The 19,089-nt window shown below is 72.0% G+C and carries 15 protein-coding genes; 12 read left to right on the top strand and 3 right to left on the bottom strand.

Annotated elements, in window-relative coordinates:
• Positions 1-9: 9 nt before the first annotated feature.
• Positions 10-813 (bottom strand): IclR family transcriptional regulator, encoded by an 804-nt coding sequence (locus ACFY3V_RS35235; protein ID WP_362767626.1) that lies wholly within the window; start codon positions 811-813, stop codon positions 10-12.
• 133 nt (positions 814-946) lie between these two features.
• On the opposite strand from ACFY3V_RS35235, the gene ACFY3V_RS35240 reads away from it, so the two are divergent.
• The 8 genes from ACFY3V_RS35240 (at position 947) to ACFY3V_RS35275 (ending at position 8,966) form a co-directional block, all read left to right on the top strand.
• Complete coding sequence (locus ACFY3V_RS35240) at positions 947-2,479, top strand: ABC transporter substrate-binding protein (RefSeq protein ID WP_389779497.1); 1,533 nt, start codon at positions 947-949, stop codon at positions 2,477-2,479.
• Positions 2,480-2,652: 173 nt separating this feature from the next.
• The gene (locus ACFY3V_RS35245; protein WP_389779499.1) at positions 2,653-3,576 is read left to right on the top strand and encodes an ABC transporter permease; all 924 of its coding nucleotides are present in this window, start codon (positions 2,653-2,655) and stop codon (positions 3,574-3,576) included.
• Positions 3,573-4,436 carry an ABC transporter permease gene (locus ACFY3V_RS35250; protein WP_350948820.1) on the top strand — a complete coding sequence of 288 codons (864 nt, stop codon included), beginning with the start codon at positions 3,573-3,575 and terminating at the stop codon, positions 4,434-4,436. Before ACFY3V_RS35245 ends, ACFY3V_RS35250 begins: the two co-directional genes overlap by 4 nt.
• Entirely contained in the window at positions 4,426-5,445 is a 1,020-nt protein-coding gene (locus ACFY3V_RS35255; RefSeq protein WP_389779502.1) for an ABC transporter ATP-binding protein, read from the top strand. Before ACFY3V_RS35250 ends, ACFY3V_RS35255 begins: the two co-directional genes overlap by 11 nt.
• The gene (locus tag ACFY3V_RS35260) at positions 5,442-6,764 is read left to right on the top strand and encodes an oligopeptide/dipeptide ABC transporter ATP-binding protein (protein ID WP_389779504.1); all 1,323 of its coding nucleotides are present in this window, start codon (positions 5,442-5,444) and stop codon (positions 6,762-6,764) included. The genes ACFY3V_RS35255 and ACFY3V_RS35260 overlap by 4 nt, the downstream gene beginning before the upstream one ends.
• Before the next feature lie 11 nt (positions 6,765-6,775).
• The gene (locus tag ACFY3V_RS35265) at positions 6,776-7,867 is read left to right on the top strand and encodes an LLM class flavin-dependent oxidoreductase (protein ID WP_350948817.1); all 1,092 of its coding nucleotides are present in this window, start codon (positions 6,776-6,778) and stop codon (positions 7,865-7,867) included.
• A 119-nt stretch (positions 7,868-7,986) separates the two neighbouring features.
• Positions 7,987-8,505, top strand: a complete 519-nt coding sequence (locus ACFY3V_RS35270) for a flavin reductase family protein (RefSeq protein WP_389779506.1) — start codon at positions 7,987-7,989, stop codon at positions 8,503-8,505.
• Positions 8,505-8,966, top strand: coding sequence for a cupin domain-containing protein (locus tag ACFY3V_RS35275; RefSeq protein WP_362767607.1), 462 nt, complete (start codon positions 8,505-8,507; stop codon positions 8,964-8,966). The genes ACFY3V_RS35270 and ACFY3V_RS35275 overlap by 1 nt, the downstream gene beginning before the upstream one ends.
• A gap of 202 nt (positions 8,967-9,168) precedes the next feature.
• On the opposite strand, the gene ACFY3V_RS35280 is transcribed toward ACFY3V_RS35275, so the two are convergent.
• Positions 9,169-9,774 carry a methyltransferase domain-containing protein gene (locus ACFY3V_RS35280; RefSeq protein WP_350948814.1) on the bottom strand — a complete coding sequence of 202 codons (606 nt, stop codon included), beginning with the start codon at positions 9,772-9,774 and terminating at the stop codon, positions 9,169-9,171.
• A gap of 287 nt (positions 9,775-10,061) precedes the next feature.
• Between ACFY3V_RS35280 and ACFY3V_RS35285 the strand changes: the two genes are divergently transcribed.
• The 4 genes from ACFY3V_RS35285 (at position 10,062) to ACFY3V_RS35300 (ending at position 17,574) form a co-directional block, all read left to right on the top strand.
• Entirely contained in the window at positions 10,062-10,622 is a 561-nt protein-coding gene (locus ACFY3V_RS35285; protein ID WP_362902949.1) for a hypothetical protein, read from the top strand.
• A gap of 382 nt (positions 10,623-11,004) precedes the next feature.
• Positions 11,005-13,542 carry a carboxylate--amine ligase/circularly permuted type 2 ATP-grasp protein gene (locus tag ACFY3V_RS35290; RefSeq protein WP_362902947.1) on the top strand — a complete coding sequence of 846 codons (2,538 nt, stop codon included), beginning with the start codon at positions 11,005-11,007 and terminating at the stop codon, positions 13,540-13,542.
• 79 nt (positions 13,543-13,621) lie between these two features.
• On the top strand, positions 13,622-15,409 hold the full coding sequence (locus ACFY3V_RS35295) for an N-acetylglutaminylglutamine amidotransferase (RefSeq protein WP_389779510.1): 1,788 nt from the start codon (positions 13,622-13,624) through the stop codon (positions 15,407-15,409).
• Positions 15,409-17,574: a prolyl oligopeptidase family serine peptidase gene (locus ACFY3V_RS35300; RefSeq protein ID WP_389779512.1), complete on the top strand. Its 2,166-nt coding sequence runs from the start codon at positions 15,409-15,411 to the stop codon at positions 17,572-17,574. The genes ACFY3V_RS35295 and ACFY3V_RS35300 overlap by 1 nt, the downstream gene beginning before the upstream one ends.
• 187 nt (positions 17,575-17,761) lie before the next feature.
• Here ACFY3V_RS35300 and ACFY3V_RS35305 read toward each other — a convergent pair whose 3' ends face one another.
• The gene (locus ACFY3V_RS35305) at positions 17,762-19,006 is read right to left on the bottom strand and encodes an ROK family transcriptional regulator (RefSeq protein ID WP_362902941.1); all 1,245 of its coding nucleotides are present in this window, start codon (positions 19,004-19,006) and stop codon (positions 17,762-17,764) included.
• Positions 19,007-19,089 lie beyond the last annotated feature (83 nt).

Raw genomic sequence — 19,089 nt, forward strand, 5'->3', positions numbered from 1 at the left:
GCGGGGTGTTCACGAGCCGCTCGCGGAGGCGTGCGCGGGTGCGGGGACCTGGAGGTCGTGGCCGAAGGAGCCGAGTCGTCGGGCGGTGGCGGTGAGCCGGGCGGTCAGCTCCGGGAGCCGGTCGTCACCCAGCCGTACCGCCGGGCCCTGGATGGCGAGCGCGGCCAGCACGTTGCCGTGGCCGTCGCGGACCGGGACGGCCACGGCCCGGACCCCGGCGACGCGCTCCTCGAAGTTGACGGCCGCACCCCGGGCGCGTATGCGGTCGAGTTCGGTCTCCAGGCCGGCCCGGGTGGTGATCGTGGTGTCGGTGTAGCGGGCGAAGGGCTCCTCCATGCCCACCCTCGGATCCCCGAAGGCGAGCAGGGCCTTGCCCATCGCGCACACGTGGATCGGGTTGCGCTGGCCGGGCTCCTGCTCGTAGCGGAGCGGCTGTCGTGAGGGGACCTGGAGCAGCACGGCCACCTCGTCGCCGATGCGTACCCCCAGGTTGACGGCCTCCCCGGTCAGGTCGCGCAGGGCCTCGAGTTCGGGGAGCATCGTGGTCGCGCCGAGGCGTTCCAGGGCGAGGCGGCCCAGCGTGGCGGTGGTGATCCCGAGGTGGTAGCGCTCGGTCACCGGATCCTGGCCGAGCATGCCCGCCGCGTGCAGGGCGCGGACGATGCGATGGGCGGTGCTGACCGGCAGGTGAAGCCGCTGCGCCACCTCGGTGGGGGAGAGCGTCGTCGACCGCTCGAACGCGCGCAGCACCGCGATGGCGCGTTCGATCGCCTGGGTGCCCCTGCGGGCGGCGTCTTCAAGCTTCGGCTTCATCGGGTCCACCGTTCCAGCTTAGGGCGGAGAGCTATTTCCTACACTCTTGACGGGTTTTTAGGGAATTACTACTATGTGGAATGAAGATCTTGCCATGTGGGATCTGGCTCGTTCCCCTGAGAGGACCCCCGTAATGCCTGTCCGTCGGCTTCTGCGACCACTGGCCCTGCTCATCTCGGTCGTTCTCGCGTTGACCGCCTGTGGCGGCGGCACCCAGTCGGTGGGCACCGCCTCCGGCGCGGAGGGAGGCACCCTCAAATGGGGCTGGAGTCTTCCCACAACGTGGGATCCCGTCACCTCCAGCGCCGGTAACGACGTCAACGCCCTATCCCTCGTCTACAGCGCCGTCACCCGCCTGGACGACAGGGGCGACGCCGTCCCCGGCCTGGCCACCGCCTGGAAGTACACCGACGGCGGCAAGAGGGTCACCTTCACCCTCAGGGCCGGGCTGACCTTCTCCGACGGCTCCCCGCTCGACGCCGAGGCCGTACGCAAGAACCTCCTGCGCGGCCGGGACCAGAAGGACTCGCTCATCGCCTCCCAGCTGCGCGGGGTGAAGGACGTCGAGGTCGTCTCGCCGGCCGAGTTCGGGATCCTGCTCGACCGGCCCGACCACCAGATCCCCAACCTGCTCGCGGGAAAGACCGGGATGATCGTCAACCCCCGGGCCTTCGAGGCGGACGCCAAGGCCGTCAGCGCCAGGCCCGCGGGCGCGGGACCCTTCACCCTCACCCAGCTCGTTCCCGGCTCGCACGCCAACCTGGACCGCAACCCGTCCTACTACGACGTCGCGAACATCCACCTGGCCAAGTTCGAGCTGAAGACCGTCTCCGAGCCCGCCACCGTCGTCGCCGGACTCCAGTCCGGCCAGTTCGACGTCGCGATACTGCCCGCCGCCCAGATCGACGCGGCCAAGGCGGCCGGGCTGAAGGTCGACCTCATCCCGTCGCTCATGGTCCGGGTCCTGGACGTCAACAACAAGATCGCGCCGTTCGACAACCCCAAGGTCACCGAGGCGCTGAAGTACGCGGTCGACCGTGAGGCGCTGCTGGAGACCTCGGGATTCGGCGTCGGCGAGGTGAACACGCAGCCGTTCCCCAAGGGCCACCTCGGCTACAACCCCGAGCTGGAGAACCTCTACCCGCACGACCCCGCCAAGGCCAGGAAGCTGCTCGCCGAGGCGGGGTTCCCCGACGGCATCGACGTCCCGCTGACCACCGCCGACCCCGAGGGCCTGCCCGAGCAGGTCCAGGAGCAGCTCAAGGCCGCGGGCATCAGGACCACGATCAAACTCATCGCCCCGGCGCAGCACACCCAGCTCGTCTACGTCCAGCACAACGTGGCCCTCGCCCCCGACGCCTTCGTCGGCCGAGAATCACCGCTGCAGGCGCTCGGCGTCGTCTACGGGCCGGAGGGCCTGATGAACCCCGGCCGCAACACCCCCAAGGCGCTGCTGGAGCAGTTCGACAGGGTCCGCGTCACGCCGCCGGACGATCCCGGCTACGCCAAGACCGTCCAGGACGCGGTCGCCATCGGGGTCAGGGAACTGCCCAACGTCTGGCTGTTCTCCACACCGCGCATCTTCGCCCGCAGCCCCAGGGTCTCCGAGCTTCCCACCAACCTCGCGGTGCAGCGCTTCGACGGCGTACGGGTGACGAACCCGTGACCGCGCTGGGATCACGCGCCCCCGCGTCCGCGCGGGGAGCGGGGGAAGACGGGGAAACCGGGGGAGCCAGGAAGGGCGGAGGGGACGAAGAGGTCGGCCGGCCCGTCGTGACCGCGCCCTCGGCAAGACCCTCCCGGGTCCGCCGGAGCGCGGGGACCGCCCGGTGGCGCGCGGTGGCGCGCGGATCGGCCGCCCTGGTGGTCGTGGCGCTCGTCTCCACCTTCATCACCTACGGGCTGGGCGCGCTGGGCGACGCCAATCCGGCGGCGGCGGTGCTGGGAGAGACCGCGACCCCCGAGGACATCGCCAGGATGAGCCACGAGTTCGGGCTCGACCGCCCCTTCCTGGAGCAGTACGTCACCTGGCTGGGCAACGCGCTCACCGGAGACCTGGGCCGCTCCTGGTTCACCCAGCTCCCGGTCGCCGAGAGCATCGCGCAGCGCCTGCCCGTCGACCTGTCGATCACCGGCCTCGCGGTGCTCATCGCGATCCTCGCCGGGGGCGCGGCCGGCGTCGGCGCGGCGGTGAGCAACGGCGGCAGGTTCGACCGGATCGTGACCGCCGTCTGCGCGGTCGCCTCCACCCTGCCCGCGTTCGTCGTCGGCATCGGACTGATCGTGGTCTTCGCCGTGATCGTCCCGGTGTTCCCCTCGGGCGGGTACGTGCCGCTCACCCAGGATCCCGTCCAGTGGCTGAGGCTGATAACCCTCCCGGCGATCGCGCTCAGCCTCGACGCCGCCGCCGACCTCGCCAGGCAGCTCCGTACCGGCCTGGTGGCCGCCCTGCGGGAGAACTACGTGACCGGCGCGGTGGTCCGCGGGCTCCCGGCGCGGCGGGTGCTGTTCCGGCACGCGTTGCGCAACGCCGCGAGCCCGGCGCTCACCGTACTCGGGATGCACATCCCACGCCTGATCGGCGGCGCGGTGGTCACCGAGGCGGTCTTCGCCCTGCCGGGTCTCGGCCAGCTCACCGGCGAGGCGGCGCTCAAGCACGACGTGCCGGTGATCCAGGGCGCGCTGCTCACCACCATCGCGCTGGTGCTCGTCTCCAACGTCACCGTCAACGCGGCCGTCGCCAGGCTGCGGGGTGCGCGATGAGCTCCTTCCGCAGGGCGTGGCGGCTGCCCTCCGTCAAGCTGTCCGTGACGATCCTCACCGTCGTGCTCCTCGTCGCGGTGTTCGGCGACCTGCTCGCTCCGCACGACCCGCTCGCGCAGAACCCCCGGCTGCGCCTGCTCGGGCCGTCGGGAGAGCACCTCCTGGGCACCGACTACCTCGGCCGCGACGTGCTCAGCCGGCTGCTCGCCGGGACCGGTCTCTCGATCGCCGCGGCGGCGGAGGCGGTCGCCATCGGGCTGCTCCTGGGGGCGATCCCCGGCCTCGCCTCGGTGTTCTTCGGCAAGGTCTTCGAGTGGACGACGATGCGGCTGGTGGACGCGCTGCTCACGCTGCCGTTCGTCATCTTCGCCATCGCCGTCGCCGGGATCCTCGGCAACGGCCCGCACCAGGCGATGGCCGCCATCGGACTGCTGCTCGCGCCGGTGTTCTACCGGGTCACCCGTACGGCGGCGCTGGGTTTCACCCGCGCACAGTACGTCGAGGCGGCCGAACTGCTCGGCGCGTCCCGCTCCCGGATCCTACGCACCCACATCGCGGGCAAGGTGCTGCCGACGGTCGCGGTGACCGCGGCGGGGGCGTCCGCCGCGGCGCTGCTGGTGGTCTCCTCCCTCGCCTTCCTCGGCATCGGTGTCGAACCCCCCGCCCCCACCTGGGGCGGGATGCTCGCCAGCGACCTGGGTTACCTCCACCAGCGGCCGCTCGCCCCGCTCGCGCCCGCCGTCGTGATCATGCTGACCGTCGGCGCGCTCAACGCCCTGGCCGACGCCGTACGCGACACGACCGGCCTGCACACCGACAGTCACCGTATCGACGAGAGCGAGGAAGTCCATGCCCGCTGAAGCGCTGTTGAGCGTGCGCGACCTGCGCGTGACCGTCTCCGGAGGCCGGGCCGAGGCCGTGCGCGGGGTCTCCTTCGAGGTCGCCCCCGGCGAGGCCGTCGGCCTGGTCGGCGAGTCGGGCAGCGGCAAGACCCTCACCTGCCGTGCGGTCCTCGGCGCCCTCGCCCCCGGCTGCTCGGTGAGCTCCGGCGAGATCGAGTTCGGCGGCCACGACCTGACGGGGGCGAGCCGCAGGCAGTGGCTCGGGATCCGCGGGAGCAGGATCGGCGCGGTCTTCCAGGACCCCGCCTCCTACCTGAACCCGTCCCTGCCGGTCGGCGACCAGCTCGCCGAGGTGCTGCGGGTCAAACTCGGCCTGCGGCGGCGCGCCGCCCGCGAGCGCGCCGTGGAACTGCTGGGCGCGATGGGCCTGCACGATCCGGCCCGGGTCCACGGCCAGTACCCGCACGAGCTGTCCGGCGGCATGCTCCAGCGCGTCCTCGTCGCCGTCGCCGTCTCCTGCGATCCCGAACTGCTGATCGCCGACGAGGCCACCACCGCCCTCGACGTGACCGTCCAGGCCGAGGTGCTCGAACTCCTCGCCCGGCTGCGCGCCGAGCGCGGCCTGTCGATCGTCTGCGTCTCCCACGACCTGGCGGTCATCGCGGCGCTCTGCGACCGGATCGTCGTCTTCTACGGCGGCGAGATCGTCGAGTCGGGGCCGGCGAGAGAGGTCCTGGACAGTCCGGCGCACCCCTACACCGAGGCTCTGCTGCGGGTCGCCTCGGCCGGAGACTGGGGCAGACGGACGCTGGAGGTCATCCCCGGCCAGCCGCCGCCCGCGGGCGCCTCGCTGCCGGGCTGCCGCTTCGCCGGCCGCTGCTCCTTCGCCGAGGAGGCATGCTCGGCGGCTCCCGTTCCCCTCACCGCCCACCCCGGTGGGCGCGAGGTCCGCTGCCTGCTGCGCCAGGAGCCGGTGGGGCGCGACGCGGTGAGCGTCGGCGCCGGAGCGCGGGGGAGCGACCTGTGAGCGGCCCCGAGAGCACCCCGGTGACCGGTTCCGGGTGGACTCCCGCGACCGCGGCCGGTCCCGCGAGCAGCTCCGCGACGGGTAGGGCGACCGCGGACGGCTCAGCGGCCACCTCCCGCACCGCCCCGGCGGGGACGCCGCTGCTGGCCGTGCGAGGCCTGAACGTGTCACTCGGCAGACCTGCCGTGCGGATCCTCAGCGAGGTCGACCTCACCGTCAGGGCCGGGGAGATCCTCGGGATCGTGGGGGAGACCGGCTCGGGCAAGACGACCCTGGCCAGGACCGTCGTCGGCCTGGTCGGCCCCGACTCAGGTTCGGTCGAGGTGGAGGGGGTCGAGATCTCCTCGCTGAGAGGCAGGGCGTTGCGGGCGCATCGCCGTGCGGGAAAGGTGCGGTTCGTCTTCCAGGACCCGCTCCGCTCGCTCGACCCCGACCACAGCGTGGGAACCGTCGTCGGCGAAGGGCTGGCCGTGCGGCGCGTGCCCCCGGCCGAACGCGCGGCCAGGGTGCGGGCGGCACTGGAGCTGGTCGGCCTGGACCCCGCCCTCGCGGCCAGGACGCCCGGCCAGATCTCCGGCGGGCAGCGGCAGCGCGTCTCGATCGCCCGCGCGATCGTCGCGGAGCCGTCGCTGCTGATCTGCGACGAGCCGGTCAGCGCGCTGGACGCCTCCAACCGCAACCACATCCTGCGCCTCCTGGACGACCTGCGCGGCAGGCTCGGCGCCGGTGTCGTCGTCATCTCCCACGACCTCAGCTCCCTGGCGGGCGTCGCCGACCGGGTCGCGGTCCTCTACCGGGGCCGGATCGTCGAGGAGGGCCCGATCGGCGAGGTCTTCGACGACCCCCGCCACCCCTACACCGCGCTGCTCGTCGCCTCGGCCCCACGCGTGGCCGGTGCCGCCCGCCACAGCCTGGAGCGGCTGCGGGCGGCACCCACAGGCGTGGCCGGCGCGGGCGGCGCCACCGGCGGCTGCGTCTTCGCCCACCGCTGCCCGTTCGCCACCGAGGCCTGCGCGGTCGTTCCCGAACCGGTCGTCAGGGGCGGGCGCGCGGTCGCCTGCCACCACACCGGCACCTGGCCCGCACGGGCCGCCGCGTCGACGCCCGCCCCCGATCCCGTCCCGGTGGCCGTGACCGTTCCCGGCCGCGGCTCCGTCCTCGAAAGCCCTCTTTCCGAAAGCCTTGTTCCAGAAAGCCCTGCTCCCGGCTCCGTTTCCTTCCGCGGGTCCGCGGGCGGTCCCGGTCCCGCACCGAACCTCGCCTCCGCTCCCGTCCCCGATCCGGCCTCCGGTTCCGTTCCCCGCTTCGTCGCCCGCTAAGGAGTACACGCATGTCCATCGAGATTCTCGGCATGGTCGGTACGAAGGACTTCTCAGAGACCCACGGTTCCTTCGTCGACGGCCCGCCCATCGACGTTCCCTACCTGGCCACGTTCGCCCGCGCCCACGAGGCCGCCGGGTTCGACCGAGTGCTGATCGGCTACGGCTCGTCCTCGCCCGACGGGTTCGCCGTCGCCGCGTCGGTGCTGCACGCCACCGAGCGGCTGCGCGTGCTGATCGCGCACCGGCCCGGCTTCGTCGCCCCGACGGTGGTGGCGAGGAAGCTCGCCACCCTCGACCAGCTCACCGGGGGAGGCAGGGTCGCCATCCACCACATCACCGGCGGCGACGAGGCCGACCAGCGCCGCGACGGCGACTTCCTCGACCACGGTGGCCGCTACCGGCGTACCGGCGAGTTCATGTCCGTGCTGCGCCGTACGCTCACCTCGGCCGAGCCGTTCGATCACGAGGGTGAGTTCTACCGGTTCGAGGGCGCCTACAGCTCGGTCAGGGCCGACATTCCGCTCTACTTCGGCGGGGCCTCCCCGGCGGCCGTCCAGACCGGGGCCGAGCACGCCGACGTCTACATGCTGTGGGGCGAGCCGCTGGCCGAGACCGCCGAGCGGATCCGGCGCGTCAGGCAGGAGGCGGCCAGGCACGGCCGGGAGATCACCTTCAGCCTGTCCACCCGGCCGATCGTCGCCGCGACCGAGGCCGAGGCGTGGGAGCGGGCCGAGCGGATCAGGGCCGCGACCGCCGCGCGCGTCTCCGGCGGCGGACTCGGCTGGAGCAAGGGGAAGAGCGAATCGACCTCCGTCGGAGCCGCCAGGCTCCAGGAGCAGGGCGCCGAGCGGGAGGTGCACGACGAGCGGCTCTGGTACGGCGTGACCAACCTGATCGGTCCCGGCGGCAACTCCACGGCCGTGGTCGGCACCGCCGAGCAGGTCGCCGAGGCGCTGCTGAAGTACCACGACCTCGGCGTCACGACCTTCCTCATCCGCGGCTTCGACCCGGTGGACGACGTCGTGCGCTGGGGTGACGAGCTGGTGCCGCTGCTGCGGCAGGGGGCCGAGCGGCGCGAACCCGCGGGCGTGGGCGCGTGAGCGCGACACGCGCGGCCAGGGGCGCCGGACCCGAGGAACCTGGGCGCCTCCGGCCCGGCAGGGCCGGACACTCGCGGCGAACCGATCATCAGGGACACGGCACAGGAGGTGGTGGCACGATGAGCGCCGAGGCGGTCGGCGGCGGGCAGCCGCGCGATGTCTTCCTGTCCGCCTTCCGCAGGCACGCCGCCGGGGTCGCCGTCGTCACCGCCCCGGGTCCCGCCGGTTTCACCGCGACCTCGCTGACCTCGATGTCGCTCGATCCGCCGCTGCTGTCGTTCGGCATCTCGGTCGGCTCGTCGAGCTGGCCGGCGATCCGGGACGCGGACGCGTTCGTCGTCCACATCCTCGCCGGAGACCAGCGGGACGTGGCGGAGCTGTTCGCCAGGAAGGGCGCCGACAGGTTCGCCGACCGGGATCGCTGGGAACCCCTCCCCGGAGGGGAACCCCTGCTGTACGGGGTGGCCGCGTGGCTGCTCTGCCGCACCCAGGAGCGGTTCATCGCGGGGGACCATCGGCTGGTCGTCGGCCGGGTCGTGGGGGGGCACACCGACCCCGCCCACCCTCCGCTGCTGTACCACGATGGAGGTTTCGGCGCGCTCGCGCCGCACCCTTCCGACCGAGCCAGGAGTGACTGATGCCGATCGTCCTTCCCGAAGACCCCTTCCACCGCCGCCTGCACCACATCGCGCCCGGCGGTCTCACCTCCGAGACCGCCCAGACCGGCGGTATGCGCCGCCGCGCGGCCATCAGCGGAGCCACCGTCGGCTCCAGCCGTCTGTGGATGGGGCAGACCCACGTGGCGCCCGCCACCGCCTCGGCGAACCACCACCACGGCGAGTCCGAGACCGCCATTTACGTCGTCAGCGGCCACCCCTCGTTCGTCTTCGCCGACATCGAGGGGGAGGAGCCCGTCGAGGTGCGCATCGACACCGAACCCGGCGACTACATCTTCGTGCCGCCTTTCGTCCCCCACCGGGAGGAGAATCCCGACCCCGACCTGGAGGCGATCGTGGTCATCGCCCGCAGCACCCAGGACGCCATCGTGGTCAACCTGGACGATCTCACCTGGACGGGACCGGTTCTGACCTCACGGTGACGGCGGCCCGTCGCGGGCCGCCGTCACCGTGAGGTCAACGGGAAGTCACTGGGGGATCATCGCGAGGTCATCGCGTGCCCGCCGCCCGGAACGCCGGGCGGCGTCCAGGCCGGTCGCTTCTCGCCCACCGGCGCGGAGGGTGCGCCGGTGGTGAAAAGATCGCGGGCGTGTCCGAGGCGCCGGGCGGTGTCCGACCGGCCGTTCACCCGCCGGTGTCCCCGGCCGCCAGGCCGCCGGCCGCATCCCCGGCCAGCCGGTCGTCCGCCACGACCCCGGCGTACACCAGGGCGGGAGGTACGTTGCGCCAGATCGGCCCCAGGGCGTCGACGGTGGTGAACGTGCTGTTCATGAGGCCGCGGAAGTGCCGGGAACGCTGGAACGGCATCACGGTCAGCGTCGTGATCGTGCTGAAGGCGCCGCCGGGGGCGAGACAGGCCGCGATCTCCTCCAGAACGCGTTTCTGCTGGGCCTCCTCGAACAGGGTCCAGGGGAGCGAGGAGACGATCGCGTCGGCGTGGGACAGACCGGCCTCCCGCAGTATCTTGCCGAGGTCACCCGCGTCCCCGCAGATCACTTCCAGCCAGGGCCTGCTGCGCCGCAGGTGGTGCACCATGCCCTCGTTGAGCTCTATGGCGAGCTGCCGCCCTCCCACGGGGAGACGGTCGCGGATCGCGTCGCTGATCACTCCGCCGCCGGCGCCGAGTTCGACGACCGTGGCTCCGGGGGTTGTGGGAACGATCGAAGCCGCCAGGCGTGCGACGGCCTTCGAACTGGGAGCGATCGCCCCCAGCTGGTGGGGATTACGCATGATCGCACCGAGGAATGTGAACGTGTCACTACCGGCAGGACGATTTTGAGAGAGCATCGACAGCTTATTCCCCCTGTTGAGGGGGTTATGCCAGATAACGGGCTTCGATGATCGGGGTTCCACCGCCGTACGGTCGCCGTACAGGTGCCGGTCCGCCTGGCGAAGGAAACGGACGTTCCGGCGGCGGTGTGGTTCACCGTCGGTGACGATCGCGACCCTCCTCTGCCCCGGGAAGGCGGGGCGAGGTACCGTCGTCTTATCGGATCCCGGTCATGAGGGGAGCCGCCATGCCAGACGATTCCGATCACGTGCTCGACTCCATCGACGGTGCGGTCGACGAATGGCTCGCGATGAGCGACGACTCGATGCGCTGGACACCGCCGGAGAAGGCGCGGCCGAAGCCCCAGCTCGGCCTGCCGGTGCCGCCGCTGCCGCAGGTGCTGGAAGACTTCATTCAGGAGGTCGGAGCCCGTCTCGGCCCACCCGCCCAGGCCGTGGTCGACGCGTTCCGTCCGCTGGGGGAGGGGGTGGTCGACGCGGTCTCCACGTTCCTCGACAGCCCGCCCGTACGGCAGCTTCTCGATCCGCCCGACCCGTCGGGCGATCGGCCGGAGGCGCTCGGGGTTCACGCGTTTCCCGACACGTTCGGAACGCCGCCGGAGGGCGCGTCCAGGCCGCCGCGTATGATCGAGTCACGGCTGGAAGAGGTCGAGCCGCCCGCGGGCCCGTCCGATCGCGAGGGTCCGCTCGGGCCGCCGGATCGGTCCGGGGCCTCTCCCGTGCGGGAGCGACCGGACGCCGGGCCGTCAGGAGACGGGGATTCTCCGGCCGGGTCGCCACCGGCGTAGGTTCCGGGGACTTCCCGGTCGTCTCCGGTCATCGAGCCGGGTCGGCCAGGGCCGCAACCGCTCGCGCAGGGGCCCTTCGGACAGGGGCCCTTGGAAGGGACCCCTTGGACGAAGCCTCTTGAAGGAGGCCCCCGTTGGAGCGGGTTGGACGGACCCTCACCGTGGCCGGTCGCCGACGGTGCTTTGTTCGAAACTCCGGTGAGATCTTTCCGCGGAAACAGGTGAGTCTTCCCGTCGGAGGGGAAGCGGGTGTGTCCCGATCGCGGGGGAGCGGGCGCACAGTTTCACTTTCGCCCAAAGTGTGCGGTGAAGTGCGAAACTCCCTTTTTCGGGCAAAGAACAAAAAACGCATTAACCGGCGTAGTTCAGGGGTGATGAGGCAATGGCGGGTCTGGCGGGGCCGATCGCGGTCGGCGTCGAAGAGGAGTTCCACGTCGTCGATGTCGACACCCGGCACCTGGTCCCACGGGCCGGTGTCCTGCTGGAACAGCTGCCGGCCGAACGCTTCACCCATGAGCTGCAGCGTTCCGTGGTCGAGGCCAACAGCAGACCCTTCATGCACCTGGAGGACCTCGGGCACGACCTGACCGCGCTACGCCGCACGGTGATCCAGGCGGCGGACGGACTCGGCCTGGGAATCGTGGCGGCGGGCAGCGTACCGATGGTGGATCTGGAGGCGCTGAAGATCTCCCCTGACCCCCGCTACGAGCAGATGCTCGCCGACTACCAGCTGCTCACCCGCGAGCAGCTGATCTGCGGGACGCAGTTCCACGCCGACGTCGAGGACCGTGACCTGGCCGTGGCCGTCGCCCATCGCCTCGCCCCGTGGCTGCCCCCGTTGCTCGCCCTCAGCTCCAGCTCGCCGTACTGGCTGGGGTCCGACACCGGGTATGCCAGCTACCGCCCGCTGCTGTGGCAGCGCTGGCCCACCGCCGGCCCCGTCCCCAGGTTCGAGTCGGCCGCCGAGTACGACCAGGTGGTGCGAGACCTCGTCGCCTCCGGAGTGATCACCGACCCCGGCATGATCTACTTCGACATCCGGCCCTCGGCGCACCTGCCCACCATCGAACTGCGGGTCTGCGACGCCTGCCCCCGCGTGGGTGACATCGTGCTGATCGCCGGACTGTTCAGGGCCCTGGTGGCCAGGGAGCTGGACGCGGCGCAGAACGGCCCCGAGCGCACGGTCCGCCTGGAGATGGTCCGCGCCGCGTCGTGGCGGGCCTCGCGCTCCGGGCTGGAGGGTGACCTCGTCGACCCGGTCGAAGGCACCCCGCGACCGGCCGCCGAGGTGATCCGGCGGATGGTGAACAGCCTGCGCCCGCAGCTGGAGCAGTACGGCGACTGGGAGCTCGTCACCTCCCTGGCCACGGAGTCACTCGCCAGGGGGAGTTCGGCGGCCCGCCAGCGGCAGGCGTACGCCCGCGGCGGCCAGTTGTCCGACGTGGTCGACCTCGTCATCGCCGAGACGCGATCGGAGGAGTGGGAGACCGCCTTCGGCGGGCCGACGCCGAGGATGCACACCAGTCTCCTCGACGGCTACGAGGCCCCGGGCGACGAGGCGATCATCGAGGGCACGGTGCGCGAGTCCTACCAGCCGGTGCTGCGGGTCCTCGACCGCCTGGGCGTCGAGGGACTGCGCGAGCGGGAGGGCAGGCGCGACGCCTACCAGCGCGACAACGGCATGACCTTCCAGGTCGAGGGAGGCGGCGAGAGCCGGATCTACCCGTTCGACATGGTTCCCCGGCTCGTCCCGCCCGGCGAGTGGACGGGGATCCAGCGGGCGCTGCCGCAGCGGGTGCGCGCGCTGGAGGCGTTCCTGCACGACGTCTACGAGGGACGCGAGATCATCAGGGACGGCACGATCCCCGCGTGGGTGGTCGACGAGTCCCCCGGCTACCGCAGGCCGGGCCGCAGGGTGCCGCAGGGCACCGTACGCTGCGCCGTGGCCGGACTGGACCTGGTCCGCGACAACGTCGGCCGCTGGGCGGTGCTCGAGGACAACCTCCGGGTGCCCTCCGGGCTCGGATACGCCGTGACCAACAGGCGGCTGATCAACGAGCTGATGCCGGAACTCGCCCCCGGCGAGGAGGTCGCCGACCCGGGCGCGGGCCTGCGGATCCTGCGGGAGGCACTGCTCGCGGCGGGCTCCGGTGACCCGTCGGCCCTCGCCGTCGTCTCGGCGGGACCCGAGGACTCCGCCTACTACGAGCACAGGATGCTCGCCGAGGAACTGGGAGTGGTCCTCGCCGTACCGGCCGACCTGTCCTTCAAGAACGGTCATCTGGAGATCGACGGGCGCAGGATCGAGGTGCTCTACCGCAGGATCGAGGAGAGCGCGCTGCTCGGCGGGCGCCTCGGGCTGGAGATCATGGACGCCGTCGAGCGTTCCGCGCTCGTCCTGGCCAACGCGCCGGGCAACGGCGTGGCCGACGACAAGTGCCTGTACCGGTACGTGCCGCGCATCATCGAGTACTACCTCGGCGAGCGACCCCTCATCGACAACGTCCCCACCTACCTGTGCCGTGACGCCGCGGACCGCGAGCAGGTGCTCGACCGGCTGGCCGAGCTGGTCGTCAAGCCGGTGGACGGGTTCGGCGGGCAGGGCGTGGTCGTCGGCCCCGACGCCTCCGCCGACGAGCTCGAACAGGTCAGGAAGACGATCCTCGCCGCCCCCGAGGGGTGGGTCGCCCAGGAGACGGTCCGGTTGTCGACGCACCCGACCTTCGACGGAGACCGGTTGAGCCCGCGCGTCGTCGACCTTCGGGCCTTCGTCTGCTTCGGCGAGACCGCGAAGGTGCCGCCGACCGCGCTGACCCGCGTCGCCCCGGCCGGCAGCATGATCGTCAACTCCTCCCAGGGGGGTGGTTCCAAGGACACCTGGCTGCCGAGTGGGGACGTCGAGGTGGGGCTTGAGCGATGAGCTCAGGCGTGAGCCCGAGGCGTGAGATGTGCGATCTGAGCGGTGAGTTCCGGCGTGAGCCGGTCACCGGGGGGTTTCGATGTGTGGTTTGAGCGGTGAGCTCCGGTTCGACGGCCGCCCGGCGGACGTCGCCGCAGTGGCCCGGATGAACGATGTGATGCACGACAGGGGCCCCGACGGGGCCGGCCTGTGGTCGCTGGGGCCGGTCGCCCTCGGCCACCGGCGCCTGAGGATCATCGATCTGTCGGACCGGGGTGCCCAGCCGATGGTGGACAGCGACCTCGGCCTGACGGGAGTCTTCAACGGATGCCTGTACAACTACCGTGAGTTACGGCGCGAGCTGGAGGGTCTGGGCTACCGCTTCTTCTCCACCTCCGACACCGAGGTGCTGGTGAAGTCCTTCCACCGCTGGGGGAGTGGCTGCGTCGACCGCTTCAGGGGCATGTTCGCCTTCGCGGTCGCCGAGCGCGACACCGGCAGGCTCACCCTCGGCAGAGACCGGCTGGGGATAAAACCGCTGTACGTCACCCAGGACGCGAGGCGGCTGCGTTTCGCCTCGTCGCTGCCCGCGCTGCTCGCCGGGGGCGGGGTGGACACCGGCATCGACCGGGTCGCCCTGCACCACTACATGACGTTCCACTCGGTGGTGCCCGCCGAGCGCACCATCCTCGCCGGAGTGCGCAAGCTCCCCCCGGCCACGGTGCGCACCGTCGAACCCGACGGCACCGTCACCGACCACCTCTACTGGCAGCCGCTCCACACCCGCTCGGCCCTGCCCGAGTACGTCGGGCTCACCCCGGACGAGTGGTGCGAGGCCGTGCTCGACCAGCTGCGGACGGCCGTACGCAGGCGCATGGTCGCGGATGTGCCCGTGGGCGTGCTGCTGTCGGGAGGCCTGGACTCCAGCCTGATCGTCGCGCTGCTGGCCGAGGAGGGTCAGGCGGGCCTCGCGACCTTCAGCATCGGGTTCCCGTCGGCGGGAGGGGAGCGGGGGGACGAGTTCGTCTACTCCGACCTGGTCGCCAGGGAGTTCGGCACCGATCACCAGCGCATCCTCATCGACGACACCCGCATGCTGCCCGCCCTGGAGCACGCGGTGCTCGCCATGAGCGAGCCGATGGTGAGCCACGACTGCGTCGCCTTCCACCTGCTGTCGGAGGAGGTCTCCAAGCACGTCAAGGTCGTCCAGTCAGGCCAGGGCGCCGACGAGGTGTTCGCCGGCTACAGCTGGTATCCGCCGCTCGCCGGCGTGTCGCGCGAGGACGCCGCCGCCGTCTACGAGAGGGAGTTCTTCGACCGCTCGCACGCGGCGCTGGCCGGGATCCTGTCCCCCGAGTACCTGCTGGACGAGGACGTCAGCGGCGACTTCGTCCGCCGCCACCTCGCCAGGCCAGGCGCGGACACCGCGCTCGACGCGGCGCTGCGCCTGGACACGAACGTCATGCTCGTCGACGACCCGGTCAAGCGCGTGGACAACATGACCATGGCCTTCGGGCTTGAGGCCAGGACCCCGTTCCTCGACCACGAACTCGTCGAGCTGGCGGCGGCCTGCCCGCCCGAGCTCAAGCTCGCCTCCGGCGGCAAGGGCATCCTGAAGGGCGCCGCGCGCAAGCTGCTGCCCGCCGAGATCATCGACCGGCCCAAGGGGTACTTTCCGGTCCCGGCCATCAGGCACATCCACGGCCCGTATCTGGAACTCGTCAGGGAGGCGCTGACCGGCCCCGCGGCGAGGGCCCGCGGTCTGTTCGACCAGCCATATGTCGACAAGTTGCTGGCGGCTCCGGACGAACACCGCACTACCCTGGGTGCGAACGCGTTGTGGCAACTCGGACTCCTGGAGCTGTGGTTGCAGGCACAAGGAGTTTGATGACCGAAATTCTCGGCGCCCGTTCCCGCCCCTCGATGGGCACGGGCCTGACCGCCTGGAGCTGCCGGGCGCCCGCCCTGGCGCCCGACCTGAGCGCCGTCGCCTTCATCGGCGACAGGGACGGCTCGCCGAGGGTCTGGATCCAGCCCCTCGGAAGAGACCTGGAGGCGTGGCCTCCGGGAGAGCTCGAGGATCTCCTGGATCTCCACCAGGAAGACCGAGGCGCCTGGCCGATCGACACGGGGGCCGAGCCCGTCGCCGACGTGAGCTGGTCCCCCGACGCCCGGCGGCTCGCCGTCCTCGTCGTGCCCGGCGGCGGGGAGCACACGCAGGTCTGGACGGTGAGGGCCGACGGCGGCGACCTGCGCCCGCTGGCCGCGCCCGAGGGCGGGTCGGCGTCGTTCGTGCGCTGGACGGGCCAGGGGGAGGTCCTCCTCGTCGCGGAGGTCTCCTCCTCCGGCCGTACGGACGCGGTGCTGATCGACGCGGGCTCGGGAAGCCGGGAGGTGATCGCGGCGGGGGCGCTCATGCACCCGGCCGCGGTGAGCCGTGACCACCGGCGGATGCTGCTGCGGCGCGGCCCGCGCGGCGTGCGCCGGATGTACGTGGCCGATCTTCCGGCTCTCGCCGGCGACCCCACGGGCCACCCTCCCGCCCTCGCCGGCGATCCCGCGGGGCCCGGCGCCCTCGTGCCCGGCCTGTCCCATCCCGGGGATCTCGCCGCGGACCCGTCCGGTGACCTCTCCGCCGACCTTCCCGCCGGGATTCACCTCGACCTGTCCACCGAAGATCTCTCCGATCTCTCGCCCGGCCTGCCCGCCGACCCTCCGGCCGGGATTCGCGTCGATCTTCCCGCGGGCCATCTCGAAGATGTCCCGCCCGGCCTGCCCGCGAGCCTTCCCGACGAGGCCGCCGGTGACCTGCCGGGCCACGGGGAGCTGCCGTTGCTGGCCGGGCTGACCGGCACCACCGACTACGGCATCCTCTCTCCCGACGGGAGCACCGCCTACCTGCTGTCCGACGTCGGCCGCGACCGGGCCGCGCTGGTCGCGGTGGGCGAGGACGGGGTGGGCGTCGTGCTGGTCGAGCGCTCGGACGCCGAGCTGGACCAGTTCGCGCTGAGCTCCGACGGCCGCCGCGCGGTGCTGGTGTGGAACGACTCCGGCCGCTCGGGGCTGGAGGTGATCGAGCTGGACACCGGCCGGACGCGTCCGCTCCCGCCCCTGCCCGCCGAGGTGGTGTCCTCGATCAGGGTGTCCCTGGACGGCAGCCTCGCCGTCCTGGCCGCCGAAGGGCCCGGCCACCCCTCCCACGTGCTGCTCTGCGACCTGGAGGTGGGCGGCTACCGGCGGATCGCGGGATCGGACCGGATCCCCGAGGCGGCCGGCGCGGAGCTGATGCGCTTCCAGGCGGGCGACGGCATGGAGCTGACCGGCTGGCTCTACCGTGTCCCCGGCGTCCCCGGCCCCGCGCCCTTCGTCGTCTACCTGCACGGCGGCCCCGAGAGCCAGGAAAGACCCACCTTCAACCCGCTGTTCCAGAACCTGCTGGCCGCCGGGATCGGGGTGTTCGCGGCGAACATCCGCGGCTCGTCGGGTTTCGGCCGGGCCTTCCGCAACGCCGACAACCACGCCCTCCGCTTCGACGCGATCAACGACGTCGCCGACTGCGCCCTGGAACTGGCGCGGGCGGGCATCGCCGACCCGGCCAGGATCGCCTGCATGGGCCGCTCCTACGGGGGCTATCTCACGCTGGCCGCCCTCGTCACCCACCCGCGCCTCTTCCGCGCCGGAGTCGACGTCTGCGGCATGGCCGACTTCGAGACCTTCTACGAGCGGACCGAGCCGTGGATCGCCGCGGCGGCGGTCAGCGAGTACGGCCACCCCGTCACCGACCGCGAGCTGCTGCGGGCCCTGTCACCCCTGCACTCCTTCGACCGGCTCGCCGCTCCGCTGCTGGTCGTGCACGGTGCCCAGGACACCAACGTCCCCCTGTACGAGGCCGAGCAGGTGCTCCAGGCGGCGCGGGCCCGTCAGGTGCCCTGCGAGCTGCTGCTGTTCGAGGACGAGGGGCACGAGATCCGGCAGATCCCGAACCGGGTGACCTTCGTCAAGAACGTCGTCGAATGGCTCAGATGGCACCTCGCGGTCCCCGATTCGGAGTGAGGCCGCCTCACTCCGGCACCCCGGAGCGAGGCCGGTCACCGTGGCGAGGGAGGCCGTTGGCACCTGGCGGCCCCCGACCCGGCGTGAGGCCCGACACCGGTCTCACCTGGGCGTGAGACCACGAGGGGGATGATCGCGCCCATGTGGGGAGGGGCCCGACGCCGGTCTTAGCTGGGCGTGAGGCCGGTCACCGCGGCGTGGGGGGCGCCGCCTCCGTCTCGGTCCGGCCGGTCCTTGTGGCGAGCACCTCCAGGGGGTTGGCGAGGAGCTCGGAGAAGGCGAGTTCGGCCGCGCCGACCAGGGTGGCGTCGTCCCCGAGAGCCGAGACGCGCAGCCGCACCCTCTCCCGGGAGATCACCAGCACGTTCGCCTCCACCCGCCTGTGCACCTGGGCCGCCGCGCCCGGGTAGACCTCGCGCAACATCCCGCCGAAGATCACCAGGCCGGGGTTGAAGAGGTTGATCAGGTTCGCCACCCCGATGCCGAGCCAGTCGCCGATCCGGAGCAGCGCCTCCGTGGCCGCGGGGTCCCCTCGGTCGGCGGCCTCCACCACCGCCCGTACGCCCTCGCGGCCGGTGAGCTCGGAGGAGCGGCCGGCGGCGTCGATCAGGGCCTGCTCGCCGACCTCCGCCTCAAGACAGCCGCGCGAGCCGCACCCGCAGGGCCGCCCGTTGTACGGGTTCACCATCATGTGCCCGAGCTCGCAGCCGTACCCGCCGTCACCGTCGAGCAGCTTGCCGCCGACGATGATCCCGCCGCCCACGCCGACGTCCCCGTGCAGGTAGACCAGGTTCTGGAAGCCGACGCCCACCCCGCGTTCGAGCTCGGCCAGCGCGCCCAGGTGAGCCTCGTTGCCGACCGCCACCGGGAGCCCGAGTCCGAGCCTGAGACCGAGTTCGGTGCCGAAGGCCTGGTCCACCCAGCCCATGTTCGGCCCGAAACGCACCATCCCGTCACCGGGCCTGATCATGCCGCAGTAGGCGGCGCCGACCCCGACGCACACCGAGTCCGAGGGTGCCTCGCGGTCTATCTCGCGGGCGAAGGCGGCGAGGGTGCCGACCACGTCGTCGAGGTCGGCCCCGGCGCGGGGCCGGACCGCCTCCCTGCGGTCCAGGATCGTTCCGCCCAGCCCGACCCTGGCGGCGACCAGCCGGTCCACGCGCACGTCGAAGGCCATCACGTGGAACCGGCCGGACTCCGGGCGGACCACCAGCGACGGCCGGCCCGCCTTGCCGGTGTCCTTGGGGAGTTCCTCGCGGACCAGGCCCGCCGAGGCGAGGTCCCCGGTCAGCCCCATGATCGTGCTGCGGTTCAGGCCCATCCGGTCGGCCAGTGCCGTGCGGGAGAGCGGGCCGCCCAGGTGGACGTGCCGGAGCAGAACGCCAAGGTTGTGCCGGCGAATCTCCTCCTGGGAGCGACCGGCTTTCAGCATCGTGGGAATCCTGACGACTGAGGGCTTGCCAACGTGGTGCGCCACGACGGCGGGACAGGATTGCCACGCCGACCTGAGGCACT

This window comes from Streptosporangium sp. NPDC000095 (assembly GCF_042899335.1).
GTDB lineage: Bacteria > Actinomycetota > Actinomycetes > Streptosporangiales > Streptosporangiaceae > Streptosporangium.